Consider the following 12,581-nt stretch of genomic DNA (forward strand, 5'->3'; position numbering starts at 1 on the left):
ACTGCCGACTAGCCCTGGTGGCAACACCCCCCGGATCATTGGTTAGACAGGGGCAAGACACCATGCCAGGACTAGCTGGCCGACAGTCCAATCATCACCGATGAAGGACTCTCAATAAAGTAACGGGCGCCGTGTTCCCACGCGGTGCGAACGGCGCTCAACGCATCGCTCAAGCTTGCAGCGCTGCGTCGCGCGCTGAGGATATAAGCCTCGGCGACCGCACGGAGATCCCCGGTAACACTCGGGTTCCTCCTGCTCTGTTCGACGTGATCAACCCCATGGTCTCGAGCTCTCGGTATGCGCGTGCGACGGTGCCCGGAGCGATCCGCAGGTCACCGACGAACTGCCGGATGGAGGGGAGTCGGTGCCCGGCTTCGAGTTCACCGCTCCTGATGCTGTCCTTCGACCTGAACCGTCGCGAAAGTGGCTTCCCTCTCGCGGTCTCGTAGATAGGCTTCCCCGAAGACGCGGAACCACTGGGCCTCACGATGTCAGAGTACTTCGCGGAAACACGTACTGGTCAGAGTGCTTGAGTCTGCTTGCGGAGTCGCGCGGTAGTACGGGAGAGCGCATGTGTTACGTGCGTGAACGCGCTCAGTAAAGAGCGACATGCAAGGTTAGGGTCGGATGCGCCAGAGTATCGTCTTGCTCGCGCGACCTTCTGCGTTATAGTCACCAATTTCTCCCTCGCCTTCACGCACCATTTTGCCCGCGATGCGTTCATCGTGTGAGATTGTTGGTCGATGCTGTCGAGAAGCGTACTGAGTGTGACGTTCACCCTGCATCCTCCCGCACCCCGCGCTGCCATCGAGCGGGAAGAGATCGAGTATGGCGGCTCGTTGCCCCGGGAATACGTGGAGTTGCTCCAGATTTCGGATGGGATGTACACCAACGGGAATCTGAGCATTCTCGGTGCTGAGGGTGTCGTGCAGCGCAACGTGGACTACGAGGTGCAGGTCTACTTACCGGACTGTTTCATGATTGGTGACGACGGCGGCGGGCACGCGATCCTGCTGAACCTCGGTGATCGCCGCATCTATGAGGTGGACATGGGGGTCATGGATGAGGAGAGTATGAAGCTCGGCGCTGAATCCCTCGATGAACTACTTGCGCTTGGCACTTGTTTGACTGAGCGAGGCGGCGGATGAAGATCGCCTGGCATGTGCGGTGACATGGGAGAGGTCCTCTTCAACGTATAGTCGAGTTCCGTCTCCACAGAGAGCGCAGGGAACGAAGCTCGGCGAACGGGAAGAGAACTAGCGGGTGTCAATACGAGCGGGTCGAGTGTTCCTCGCATTCACAGGTGTGCTACTCGTGGCTTCCCTGGCGTGGATCGGGGTCGTCTGGTCCGCGGCGGATCCACTGCCGAGCGCTTTCGTCGCGCCCTCGGTGATCGGTCTCGTCGCCCTCGTTTTCTTCATCGTCGGCGCTCTGATGTTCTCGCGATTCGTTGAAGTGTCTGTCGGTGAAGGCCACGTCACAGTCCGGCATGTCGTGGGGGCGGGTCGGTCTGTGCCGCTGTCTGAGATCGATGAGGTTGTGCTGCTACAGCGACTGATCCTGCCCGCAAGGAGTGGGTCGTCGTCGACTCCACGAGTGCTTCTCCGTCACGGTGATCGCACTTTGCTCGCCTTCACTCCTCGAGGGCACGGAGTAGTGGAGATACTGGCATCGCGCGGGTTGCCGTCGACGGTCATCAGTGAGCCGCTGACGCCGATCCAGGCGTCGCGACGCTACCGGAGGTCCGTCAGTTTCGGAGAGCTGATTGGCGGCCCGCTGGTCTGGGCGGCAATCGTCATTTCTGTGATCGTCACCGTTTGGGCGCTCTGGAGTGCGGTGCACTGATAGCGGATAGGGCTGCTCGAGCGTGCAGCGGTGGGCTAGGTGACAGTTGACGCGAAAGCATGAGTGAGACGTGGAAGATTCTCGGCGCGTCGTCGAGATCGTGGAAACAGTTGAGGCGAGCGGCGGGTACGTCGGAGTGGCCGAGGAAGCTACCCAACAACGGAACTACTGAGTCGATCTCAGCCAGTGCCTCGCTCGTCGGGGCCGAGAGGAAAACCGCTGTGCGTATTGACAGCCTGTTCGCCCTCCGATCGGGTGGGGTCCGGCTTCCGGACGGCCAGCCCGCAACGCTTGAGATGCAAGAGCTCGGGCGGCTTCGTGTGCCGCCGGGTAGCCTCGGCATCTGCGACCCGATCTGGCTTCAGGCCCCCGTTGTGCTATCGATTCCGCCAGGTGATCATCGGGTGCTGACGACAATCGCTCGGGTTCCAGAAAGCTACGACCTTATGAGCCGACCGGGCTATCTGAGCCTTGTCATCTCTGACCGGCCAACCACCTCGGTGCACCCTGGAGTATTCGAGGAGGGTGGGCCGGATGGACACGGAACGTGACGGGCCACTCGGCTCTATCTTCACGGAGCGGCCGGAGGCGACTAACGGTGAGAACATTGCAATCCTGATTGCTCGCCCCGAACGGTTGTTTCCGGGGCTGGAGACGAGAGATGCGCAGGGTGCGATCACCGGAATCCATATCGACCTGGTGATTATCGGCGGACTCAGTGAATTGCTTAGCGCTTTTGATGGACAGAGCAAATATGCGGCGGAGTTCGCCGCGGAGGCTGAAGACGCCCGGCGTCGCAAAAGTGAGGCCGCACGCTGCCGCGCACCGTTGTGGCGAGTTGAACGCTTTGGTCGTAGCGCTTGGATGCGGTGGCGGTGCCGTGATGATCGGTGAGAGCGAGCTTTGCGCCTGCGTCCCACGCGAGGTGGCTTCCCTCATGCGATCAATACCTTCTGGTCGGTTCGAGCAACGGATCATTTTACGAGATCTCTACGGGCAGCATCGGTTGCATACGTTGGTATGTGCGGCGACGTGGTGGAGTTCCGGTTCAACGTATAGAAGTACCAGGTCACGGTTGATTTCCTGTGTCGCAGTTCCACTGGGCGAGGCTCGTCGAGCTCCGTTCAAGGGTGAAGACTCGGACGATGTCGCCAGCGCAGCCATCGACGGCGACCTGCGCTTCATCTACGGGCGGTACATGGATCCCGAACGAGGTGGTCAAGTCCAATGACAGGTGGAACTGTAGCCTTGCTCGTATGAGCAGACCTCGCCCCGACTACTCCGGAATGACTGTGAACGAGCGGCTCAGTGCTGCCGGATTGCTTCCTCAGTGGGACGCGGCGATCGCGGCGGGTGACCGGCAGAGGGCGATCGACGTGCTGGGTCGGGTCGACATGGACGAGACTCGAGCATCACCCACAGTCGACGCGACACTGGGCGACCCGTCGAAGTACGGCTTCCCGCCCTCGAGGTAGTCCGCGCTCGGTAAGAATCTGGTCAGCTAGAGCCGGGAATCTAGAACCGGGACACTAGGCTCTCCGACGAATAGAGGCAGAGGTTCCTCTGTGTGCGTCCGCCGGGGCGCGGACGGTGACTCGCCCGTCTTGGCCTTCGTGAGTGGCTCGGTCGTGGCGAGCGCGTCGACGGTGGAGACGGGACCGCGTGATGGCCGTACGTGCCGCAACTCGGTCGGCTTTCGATTTAACGTGTGATGTCGTTGCAAGGCGCTGGCGGGTCCGTCGCCCTCGCTGCCGGGAGTCAGGAGGGCAGCGATCCGGTACGGATCAGGTGGCCGAACTCGTGGGAGAAGCGCTCGGCAACGACCTTGCGGTTCGGCACCATAGTGATGTCGCGCCCCGAGGTCCGAGCCGCCCTCACCTTGGAAAGGATTCCCGGACGGTAGCGGACGCTCTCCACCTCCGAGCTGGGGACTTCCCGCTGGATCTTGGCACGCTTGAGGGGTCCGGCCACTGAGACGAGGAGGAACCGGGTGGCGGTCGCGATCATAACGTTGGGGAAGTCACCCGCGACGCCGGGAAGCACCAGCAGCACTTCCTCCTCGGGATGGAGCAGGGAGGGAACGTCGCGGCGCAGTCCAGGGCTCTCGAACAGCTCGTTGCGGTTGAGTGCGCTTGCGTAAGTGAAAGCGGCGCGAGTGGTGGTCACATCTCGAGTCTTCCGGAGCTTACCGAATAGATCAACCAGCAGACGGGCCAAAGGTTATTCAGTAACGGAACGTTGTCGCCTTTCGCTTCAATGTTCAACGCAGGTCGGTCGGCTGACGGCAACTGAGGCGGCGAGTTCTTCGGCCAATTCCACGCAACGCACGCGGGCCGGGGAGTAGTCGTAGGGCATCTTCCCGATGGCTTGGATGACGCTCATGGACTCTTGCCCCGTGCCAGAGCCTTGGCCGGCCTCGTTTTCGCCTTCATCGGCGGGAGCGGGGTGCAGAGCGTCCCAGGAGTCGAAAATCGCATCATCGTCTTCCGCCAAACCGGAATCCTCGATGACGGCATTCAAAGCCTGTTCGAAGGCATGCCGCTCGGCAGCCACCTGTGCCACGCGGGCGTCGTCGACAGCGATCGTGTCATCGAGTGCCTCCTCGGCGGCCTCAACGCGGTCGGATTCCTCCCGCAGACCCGGGTGGGTGGCCAAGGCGATGTAACGGGCGGCGTTGATGGCCGCACCGAGCGGGCTGAAGATCCGCTCCATGACCAGCAGGTTGTCCAGGTCCGTCTGGCGCAGGGAGCCCTCCGACAGGTTCTTGAGGCGGCTGGTGACGAAGTCAGAGAGCAGATCCATCCTGCCAGCTGGGGTGCGCATTCGCAGCAAGACAGCCACATCGCGGTGGCTGACAGCACCAGCAGGAGTCGTGTCAGCAAAGATGTCACGGATATCGTCTAGGCCGATCCCGGCGTCGGTCATCGTGCGAATCCACAGCAGCCGGATCACCTGGTCGTAACCGTAGCGGCGGCGGTCGTCACTGCCTCGCTCGGGATCGGGGAGCAGGCCAGTCTCGTGGTAGTGACGGATCGCCCCCGGTGTGGTGCCGACGAACGATGCCGCGTCACCGATCGTGACCTGACGCGGCGGAATAAGGGACGGATGCATGAGCGGATTCTTCCTTAGCGGGGCGGGACGTGAGCCCATCGGACCACAGAACGCTACGGAAGGTGCACCTCAAAATATCTCACCGCCGGAGCTTCAACCGCCTGGTTGATCCTAAGAGTCGACCTTTACTTCCTCGGTCGCCCCATGGCAGTCGTCTTGCAGAATGTGCCGAGAAGATCCGTGAGCGATGCCCTGCGCGGCCTATTTTATGCACGCTTGGTGGGGCACGGATGCTAAGGGCATGTACATCTCGGTGTCAGTCTTGTACAATCGGATCATGTTCACTATCGCCGCCTCTGAGGCGCGCAAGGGCTTCGCTGCCGTTATCGAGACCGCTCAGCGCGAGGCTGTCTTCATCGAGCGTCGCGGCGAAGCCGAGGCTGTGGTGATCAGCACTGCGGAGTACAAGCGTCTGATAGATGCGGCCGAAGAAGCTGAGGATGTTGCCGCATTCGACACTGCCATGGCCGAAGAGGGGCCGAACATCCCATGGGATCAAGTCAAGACAGACCTCGGATGGTGACCTGGATCCGTGGCGTACGAGATCCAGGTACGACCGGCCGCTGTGCGCGCACTGAAGCGCATCCATCGACAGGATCAGGCGCGCATTCGTGGCGCAATCGCGCTCTTAGCAGCTGATCCCAGACCGCCCGGCACGAAGGTCCTCCGTGGTCGCGATGGTTTCCGCATCCGCGTCGGCAACTACCGCATCCTCTACACCGTCGAAGACGATCGGCTACTCGTCGTGGTTGTCACGCTCGGTCATCGTCGCGACGTGTACGACCGGTGATCGAGGCCGCCGGTCACCAGGATGGGCGAGCTGAAGCCGACGCCTATTGTGCTCTGGAGGAGGCAGGCCATTCCGTTGCTAGCGCGAAGTAGACGTTATTCGGCTTCGGAACGCGGTTGACTTTAGATTTAACGTCTGACCAGGGACGACCTGCTCGGTTATCAAACAGCGCGGTGCTCTTGACTGTCTGGACGGGGAGGTCGATACCCGGCACTTACTCCTCCGGCCACCGCCACACTCGCAATCCCTTGTCCAGAATGGTCTGGAGCCCTCGCCACGTCGCGTGCGACCGTGCCGCAAAGTTCCCATCCTCGGTGACGGCGTCACTCGCTCAACCCACGTGAAGCCAACATCACGCCAGTCTTCATCCTTCTTGCGGTGCCGGGCGACAAGAAAGGAAACGCTGCGCCTGTCGTCCATCGGCTTCGGCGGCGTCTCCGGAAGCGGCTTCAGTTTGGCCAGCTTTCGACTGCTCGGCATCGACGGTTTGCCCCAGTCCAGTCGCCGCAAAATCGGAGCAGTGCCCACACGCCGCGCGTCGAGATTCGCGACCCGGAAGAGAGTGCGTTGGCCGTCAGGCAAGGTGTAGGCGAGCACGTCACCGGGACTGAGGTCGGTCGTGTGCGACCAAGGGCGGCGGACCTTCGTGGCGGGCTTCTGCGGACCCGTGAGGGCCTCTCGAAGCTTGCTCAGGACAGCTTTCCTCTTGGCCAACACACGTTATTCGGCTACGGAACGTGGTCGAGTTCCGGTTTAACGTATAGCGTTATTGACGGCTCCCGCTATAGAATGCTCTCGTGATCAGATCATTCGGGAACAAAGACACCGAACGAATCTGGCACGAGCAGTACGTCAAGGGTGTTGATCGGACCGTGCAGCGGGCGACGCTGCGCAAGCTCGAGCTGATTCACGCGGCAAAGGACGTCGACGACCTGCGGATCCCGCCCGGGAATCGGTTGGAGAAGTTGGCCGGAGATCGGCGGGGTCAGCACAGCATCCGGGTGAATGCCCAGTGGCGGATCTGCTTCGTCTGGAGAGATGGAGGTGCGGATAATGTCGAACTCGTCGACTATCACTGAGGCCGACCTGATCGAGCCGATCCACCCGGGAGAGATCCTGATGGAGGATTTCATCGAGGGGTTCGGGATCACGCAGAACAAGCTTGCTGTGTCCATCGGTGTGCCGCCGCGCCGGATCAACGAGATCGTGCACGGTAAGCGGGGGATCACCGCCGACACGGCGATCCGCCTGGCGCGGTACTTCGGGACGTCTGAGGAGTTCTGGATGAACCTGCAGTCGAACTATGAACTGCGGCTCGAGCGTCGAGTGCTGCGCGACAAGGTCGTTGCGATCACGCCGTTGAAGGTCGCATGACCTCTGGGGAGACCGGCTCCGTGAGCTCTCGTCTGATCATCATTCGCGGGAACTCGGGCAGCGGGAAGTCGCATTTGGCGCAGGCGATCCGAGCTGCGCGACCTCGCGGCGTGGCGATTATCGGCCATGACGTGCTGCGGCGAGAGATCCTCCACGTTCGCGACCATCCGGGTGCGTTGAGCGTGCCGTATATCGATCTGTCGGCGCGGTTCGCGCTCGACAACGGTCTCGACGTCGTGATCGAGGGCATTCTGCATTCCGAGATCTATGGCGAGATGCTCGCTCAGCTGCGAAAAGATCATGCTGGTCTGACTTGCTGCTACTGCTATGAACTCGACCTCGACGAGACGCTCGAACGGCATCGAACGAAGGCATTGGCTGCGGAGGTGTCGGAGGCCGATGTCGCGTCCTGGTACCGCAGCAAAGACCGGGATGAGTCAGTATTCGATGCCACGGTGAGCGCCGCTGACGCTCTGCAGCAGGTCCTCGCGGATGCGGGGTGGAGCGAGACGCGCGACATCAGTTCATGACTGGCCCTCGTGATATCCATCGCTGACATGGTGCGTTCGGGCCGAACTTCATCAGAGGTTGCTCTGTGCCGGAATGCCGTCGAGTTCCGCTTTAACGTCTAGTAAGCAAATCTGAACTGGGGTTTTGGCCTCGCTCCGACCGGGTAAGCCTGCTGGGGCGTTCCAGTCGGTCACGCGTTGCTCTGTGTTTGTCTCTGCCGGGTCAACATTGTGATCTGCTCGCGGCTCAGTGCATCACTCGCGCGGGAGTTATCAGGTCTGCTTGTGTTTCCTGCTCTCCACCACCTGGATCCGCCGGGACCTGAGGGTCGCAATGACCTCGGCAAACGGCTTCTGGTACTCGGCGGCGGGGTAGCGCTGCAGTTTGGTCTGAACGGTGTGCTTGGCATTCGGGTGCGCGAGCAGCAGCACGCTGACGAGCAGGAGGATTGTGCTCCGCCGGATTCTCGGTCGATGGAATTCGCGCATACTGGTGAAGCTTTGCACTGCATACCTTCGGTCGGTTCGATGAATGATCTATTTTACGGAGCTTCTCCGGGCCTGTGCGTGCCCGCATGTGAACGCGCGGCGATGACTCAGTGGCGGTGGTGGTCCGGTGCCGACCTGAGGTCCAATGCCATAACCGTTTTGCCTGAGGATCTCCCTGCGCTCGTCGATCGAGCGGCAGAGCTGGTCTAGCCCGTTCTGAGACTACTGCGGACGGTAGTGCGGCACCGCTTCTGGAAGCGAGAAAAATAGAGTCCTCATATCAAGGTGGTATCTGCGGCTAGGTGGTCGAATTTAGACTCGTTGTCTGGCGGTCAACAGTAGTGAATGGCGGTAATCGAGTGGTTTCGAATCGGTCGGGGCGTATTCAGCTCCCACTTGCTAGGAAGCATTGGGCGATAATTGCTGCCGCGGCGATGCTGGTGGTCGGTGGGTGCGCGATGTACCTGTCGTGGGGTGCGTGGGGTGTGTTCGCAACCTGTAGTGCTGTGACGCTGGTGGGCTCAATCGCTTCGGCGCTGCTGCTTCTGCCGCGGTCTGCGGTGACGCGAATGTTGGTCATGCAAGTGGCATCTTGTGCGCTCTGGTTCATGCTCATCGGATGGGGGCTGGTCGCACTGCTCTACCCCGAATACACAGTCGGGTGGAGATTCCCGACTAAAGGTGGCAGCGGTGGCATGCGCATAGAGGATGAGGACGACGCTCTATGGGTGGGCTGGTCCGTGCTCAGCATGGGGGTTGCCTGTGCTGTTCTGATCATCACGGTCGAGAGGCTCCCTCGCATACGTAAAGCACGAATGAAGTGACTTCGAGGATCTCGCGGTATGGTTCCTGCTGTTCGCCAGAGGTTATTCGGCAACGTAACGCGGTCGAGTTCCACTTCCAAGTGTAGTCGCGTTCAGCTCCGGTGAGCTGGGTCGTCATATGTGGGCGGCTCTCGTTGGTCACGCTGTATCTTCGTCTTCGAGAGACCGGGCGTGGCTGCTTTGGAAAGTCTGATCAAGTGTGAGGCTCGTGCAGTGCGGGATCTCAGGAGGTACGGAGAAGGCGTCACGGTGCGGCTGGGGAATCGTGCATCGGTAGGCTGAAGTCTGTGGCAGAGAACGGATCGGATCTACTCGTTGAAACTCGAGGAGAGGGTTCGTCGACGATTCTCCTGCTCCACGGTGGCGGTGTCGCGGGGTGGATGTGGGAGCCACTTGCTTCGCGCATTGAGTCGTCGTATCGGTTGGTTATTCCAGACCTTCCCGGTCATGATCGCAGTCAAGGTGCGGCCTACCGTTCCCATGACGCGACAATCGAGATCCTCGCTACAGTGATCGAGAAAGATGCTTCGACACCAGTAACTGTTGTGGGTTTCTCGCTCGGAGCGCAGCTCGCCGTGCTTCTGGCGGCACGCTATCCGCGCTTGGTCCAAGATGTCGTAATTATTAGCGCCCAGGCAAAGCCAACTCCGTGTCCGGGCGCGACGCTCGCTTTACTTCGCATGGCTGCTCCGCTGGCGAGAAATGAGAAATTCGCGCGGCTGCAAGCTAAAGAGCTATTTGTGCCTAACGAGCTCATGGACGACTACTTGCGCACCTCTAGGAGTATTAACGCACATACGTTAGTGGCGGCCGTGGGGGAGAACCTGAAGTTCACGGTCCCCCCGGGGTGGTCAGCATTCCCCGGTCGTTCACTCGTCATGGTGGGGGAGCGTGAGCGTGTGCTGATGAGGAAGTCCGCACAGCTCTTAGCGGAGGCTCACAGCAGAAGCGAGATTGTCGTTGTTGAATCCTGTGGGCATGGCATCCCATTTCAGCAGCCCGAAAGACTTGCTGTTCGACTCCAAGAATGGCTGCGCGGGGCGGGTTAGCTCTGCATCTTTTTCGATTGGACATGCTTCCCAAGGACGATGGTAAGAACCGCGATGACGTGGTCGAGGTTCGCTGCGATAACTGGCTGACTGGCGGGAATCCCTGTCACTCGTTCGAGTCAAGTGAAATTAGGGTAGCCTTACCTTCGTGGGTAGGAAAAAGAATACACCGTCCGACCGCCGATTCTTGATGACGAATGTCGTTCGAAAGGAACGCATCAGTCCCAGTATCGTGCGGTTGACGCTCGCTGGTCTCGAGGGACTCGAAGTCCGCGGAGCTGACCACTGGTGCAGGCTCTTCTTCGCGCGGGACGGGCAGGACGTGCTGGAACTTCCCACCAGCACTACGGAGATTGGCTGGTACCTGCAGTACCTCGCGACCCCGAAGACACGACGACCGTGGGTGCGTGCGTACACAGTGCGGAATGCACGGCCTGATGTGGGGGAGGTGGACATCGACTTCGTCATCCACGGCGAACACGATGGGAGCATCGGGCCCGCCGCACGATTCGCGCTCGATGCCAGAGTCGGCGACCGGGCCGGATTTCTCGACCAGGGGCTGGCCTTCACTCCCGACCACCCTCACGACTGGACGCTGTTGGTCGGTGAAGAGACGGCGCTGCCCGCGATCGCCGGCATCTGCCGCGCGCTGCCACGCGACGCACGAGGCGTCTCGATCATCGAAGTTCCCACCGCCGGTGATCGCCAGGAGCTCTCGGCGCCCACTGGGATGGACATCACCTGGGTCCATCGCGACGAGTCGCCACAGGCTCCTGATCGGCCGGGAGAACTCGCCCTTCATGCGCTCAGAGCTGCCACGCTGCCAGAAGGGGCGGTGCATGCGCACGTCATCGGCGAGTCCGCGCTGGTTACCGGAGCAAGGCGGCACCTCGTCCAGGAGCGAGAGGTGCCGAAGCGCAACGTGGACTTCGTCGGCTACTGGCGGTACGGGCGCTCCGCGGCCAACTGAGCTCCCACGACAATCTGCCATTCCTGAGTCCCGGTAAGGGCGGCGGTGGCATGCGCGTGGAAGATGAAGATGACGCACTAAGCGGAGACCGGAAGCACCTCGGCCAGGGCCGTGACCAGTTCAGCGCGCCACGCTGGCCAGTCATGCCCACCGGTAAACACAGTGCGCCGAACCTTCCGGCCCTGGAGCCGAAGGTCTGAGTCCAGCGTTTGCTCCAGATTATGAGTCGCGTCGATCATGTGTCCCTCATGCACACCCGCTTGAAGTTGGATCGAGGTCCAGCCTGCTGCGGAAAGCAGAGGCTCTGCGACATCGAACCGCCAAAGAGAGGGGGATTGTGCAATCGCACGGCCGACCTCGCCATCGCTGAGCGCCAGGGTCCACAGAGCGGCGATTCCGCCGAGGCTCTGGCCAGCAACGATCGTGTCGCTTCCCTCGCGTGTGACGTTCCACTGTGCACGTATTTGGGGAAGGAGCTCATCAAGGAGTACATCCACCTGCCCGCCTGGAACCCCGAGCTGTTCGCCCCGATCGCGCGGATCGCCCACGTCAAGGAGAGCGAGGTGCACTGGCGGCAGCACACCTACCTCGACCGCCTGGTCCAGTATCCGCGGCAAACCCATCTCTTTCCACCGTCTGCCATCGAACAAAATAATGAAGGGCGTCGCAGGACAGTGAACCGCAGGTGCCTGCACCCACGCACCTGCGCCACCACTCAGCGGAAGATGATCCAAGCGAGAACTCGGTGAAGTTTCTTCGGACAACGGCTTCTGCCTGGGAGTTGGATCCCAAAGCTCCTGTGAAGCCTTAGGTCCGTGCGCGATTGAGACGGGCCTGCCATTCGGGTCGACCGTGTTTTCTGTTGCTCGGGGGTCTGGTGAACCTGCCTCTCGCGCCGCCACGATCACCTCGCGCCGGCCCTCCGCAATCCGCCACGGTGGGCGCTCATCGTGTTCCCAGATGGCGATGCGGTAGGAAGCTCGCAACGATGCCGGGAATCGGAGACAGATGGTCCAGAACCCGGAATCGGTCAGCGGGGTTAGCTCAGCGGTTTCGATCGCGTTGTGGTCGAAAACGGGATTGAGCCACAGCAGAACTGCTCTGGCCTGTGGAGCTTGCACCAACCACGTCCAGAGGCAGGTGTCCGTGTCGTTGCCCAGGACACTGAAGGAAGGGTTCGGCTGGCTCAACGCCTCGCGAACTACGAGTGCTCGATTATCCGCCGCTGCGCTCCTTGCGCCGGCCTTGAAGCGACTTGAACTGGGTGAGGATGCAGCCGTCACCCTGGGTACTCGACCGACCCCGGTCAGGCTGGCGCTGATCATCGTCGGCGTGGCCACCACGGCACTCGTCACAGCAGCGGCCGGACCTATCGGCTTCATCGCTCTCGCGGCCCCACAACTCGTTCGTCGGATCGCCCGCACCCCCGGGGTCTCGCTGCTAGCGTCCGCCGCCATGGGAGCTTTTCTGCTGGCGAGCGCACACCTTGTGTCGCTCTTCATCGCCCAGGTGTATCGCCCAGTACCCGTGGGTCTCATCACCGTCTGCGTCGGTGGAACCTACCTCATCTGGCTGCTGATGCGTGAGACCCACAAACGCTACGGAGGCGACAGGTGAGTC

General features: G+C 61.3%; 19 protein-coding genes. 13 read left to right on the forward strand and 6 right to left on the reverse strand.

Annotation, left to right across the window (positions count from 1 at the left end; all coding sequences use genetic code 11):
- Positions 1-169 precede the first annotated feature (169 nt).
- On the reverse strand, positions 170-487 hold the full coding sequence (locus tag F8O05_RS05520) for a GntR family transcriptional regulator (RefSeq protein WP_225735760.1): 318 nt from the start codon (positions 485-487) through the stop codon (positions 170-172).
- 280 nt (positions 488-767) lie between these two features.
- On the opposite strand from F8O05_RS05520, the gene F8O05_RS05525 reads away from it, so the two are divergent.
- From F8O05_RS05525 to F8O05_RS05545, 5 genes are all read left to right on the forward strand, one after another.
- Positions 768-1,148, forward strand: a complete 381-nt coding sequence (locus tag F8O05_RS05525; protein ID WP_192497049.1) for an SMI1/KNR4 family protein — start codon at positions 768-770, stop codon at positions 1,146-1,148.
- A 166-nt stretch (positions 1,149-1,314) separates the two neighbouring features.
- Complete coding sequence (locus F8O05_RS05530) at positions 1,315-1,845, forward strand: hypothetical protein (protein WP_192497050.1); 531 nt, start codon at positions 1,315-1,317, stop codon at positions 1,843-1,845.
- A 221-nt stretch (positions 1,846-2,066) separates the two neighbouring features.
- Positions 2,067-2,396, forward strand: coding sequence for a hypothetical protein (locus F8O05_RS05535; RefSeq protein ID WP_158051777.1), 330 nt, complete (start codon positions 2,067-2,069; stop codon positions 2,394-2,396).
- Entirely contained in the window at positions 2,380-2,739 is a 360-nt protein-coding gene (locus tag F8O05_RS05540; RefSeq protein ID WP_158051778.1) for a hypothetical protein, read from the forward strand. Before F8O05_RS05535 ends, F8O05_RS05540 begins: the two co-directional genes overlap by 17 nt.
- A 362-nt stretch (positions 2,740-3,101) precedes the next feature.
- The gene (locus F8O05_RS05545) at positions 3,102-3,320 is read left to right on the forward strand and encodes a hypothetical protein (RefSeq protein WP_158051779.1); all 219 of its coding nucleotides are present in this window, start codon (positions 3,102-3,104) and stop codon (positions 3,318-3,320) included.
- A 283-nt stretch (positions 3,321-3,603) separates the two neighbouring features.
- Here F8O05_RS05545 and F8O05_RS05550 read toward each other — a convergent pair whose 3' ends face one another.
- Entirely contained in the window at positions 3,604-4,011 is a 408-nt protein-coding gene (locus F8O05_RS05550) for a hypothetical protein (protein WP_158051780.1), read from the reverse strand.
- Between the two features lie 87 nt (positions 4,012-4,098).
- Positions 4,099-4,956, reverse strand: a complete 858-nt coding sequence (locus F8O05_RS05555; RefSeq protein ID WP_158051781.1) for a MerR family transcriptional regulator — start codon at positions 4,954-4,956, stop codon at positions 4,099-4,101.
- A 277-nt stretch (positions 4,957-5,233) separates the two neighbouring features.
- On the opposite strand from F8O05_RS05555, the gene F8O05_RS05560 reads away from it, so the two are divergent.
- The 5 genes from F8O05_RS05560 (at position 5,234) to F8O05_RS05580 (ending at position 7,650) form a co-directional block, all read left to right on the forward strand.
- A complete protein-coding gene (locus tag F8O05_RS05560; protein ID WP_158051782.1) occupies positions 5,234-5,479 on the forward strand; it encodes a type II toxin-antitoxin system Phd/YefM family antitoxin in 246 nt (81 codons plus the stop codon).
- A 9-nt stretch (positions 5,480-5,488) separates the two neighbouring features.
- Positions 5,489-5,746 (forward strand): type II toxin-antitoxin system RelE family toxin, encoded by a 258-nt coding sequence (locus F8O05_RS05565; RefSeq protein WP_158051783.1) that lies wholly within the window; start codon positions 5,489-5,491, stop codon positions 5,744-5,746.
- 797 nt (positions 5,747-6,543) lie between these two features.
- Positions 6,544-6,825, forward strand: a complete 282-nt coding sequence (locus F8O05_RS05570; protein WP_158051784.1) for a type II toxin-antitoxin system RelE/ParE family toxin — start codon at positions 6,544-6,546, stop codon at positions 6,823-6,825.
- Positions 6,800-7,120 (forward strand): HigA family addiction module antitoxin, encoded by a 321-nt coding sequence (locus tag F8O05_RS05575; protein WP_158051785.1) that lies wholly within the window; start codon positions 6,800-6,802, stop codon positions 7,118-7,120. The genes F8O05_RS05570 and F8O05_RS05575 overlap by 26 nt, the downstream gene beginning before the upstream one ends.
- 20 nt (positions 7,121-7,140) lie before the next feature.
- Positions 7,141-7,650 (forward strand): AAA family ATPase, encoded by a 510-nt coding sequence (locus F8O05_RS05580; RefSeq protein WP_158051786.1) that lies wholly within the window; start codon positions 7,141-7,143, stop codon positions 7,648-7,650.
- 252 nt (positions 7,651-7,902) lie between these two features.
- Here the strand turns inward: F8O05_RS05580 and F8O05_RS05585 are convergent, their stop codons facing one another.
- Together F8O05_RS05585 and F8O05_RS05590 are read right to left on the reverse strand one after the other, a co-directional pair.
- A complete protein-coding gene (locus tag F8O05_RS05585) occupies positions 7,903-8,118 on the reverse strand; it encodes a hypothetical protein (protein WP_158051787.1) in 216 nt (71 codons plus the stop codon).
- Between the two features lie 385 nt (positions 8,119-8,503).
- Positions 8,504-8,698, reverse strand: coding sequence for a hypothetical protein (locus F8O05_RS05590; protein ID WP_158051788.1), 195 nt, complete (start codon positions 8,696-8,698; stop codon positions 8,504-8,506).
- 531 nt (positions 8,699-9,229) lie between these two features.
- Here F8O05_RS05590 and F8O05_RS05595 point away from each other — a divergent pair.
- Together F8O05_RS05595 and F8O05_RS05600 are read left to right on the forward strand one after the other, a co-directional pair.
- The gene (locus F8O05_RS05595) at positions 9,230-9,991 is read left to right on the forward strand and encodes an alpha/beta fold hydrolase (protein WP_225735761.1); all 762 of its coding nucleotides are present in this window, start codon (positions 9,230-9,232) and stop codon (positions 9,989-9,991) included.
- 148 nt (positions 9,992-10,139) lie between these two features.
- Complete coding sequence (locus F8O05_RS05600; RefSeq protein WP_225735762.1) at positions 10,140-10,961, forward strand: siderophore-interacting protein; 822 nt, start codon at positions 10,140-10,142, stop codon at positions 10,959-10,961.
- 77 nt (positions 10,962-11,038) lie between these two features.
- On the opposite strand, the gene F8O05_RS05605 is transcribed toward F8O05_RS05600, so the two are convergent.
- Complete coding sequence (locus F8O05_RS05605; protein WP_192497051.1) at positions 11,039-12,082, reverse strand: alpha/beta hydrolase; 1,044 nt, start codon at positions 12,080-12,082, stop codon at positions 11,039-11,041.
- 25 nt (positions 12,083-12,107) lie between these two features.
- Between F8O05_RS05605 and F8O05_RS05610 the strand changes: the two genes are divergently transcribed.
- Positions 12,108-12,578, forward strand: a complete 471-nt coding sequence (locus F8O05_RS05610) for an iron chelate uptake ABC transporter family permease subunit (RefSeq protein WP_225735763.1) — start codon at positions 12,108-12,110, stop codon at positions 12,576-12,578.
- Positions 12,579-12,581: the final 3 nt, after the last annotated feature.

Origin of the sequence: Gulosibacter chungangensis (genome assembly GCF_008831155.1) — a bacterium.
GTDB classification, from domain to species: Bacteria; Actinomycetota; Actinomycetes; order Actinomycetales; family Microbacteriaceae; genus Gulosibacter; species Gulosibacter chungangensis.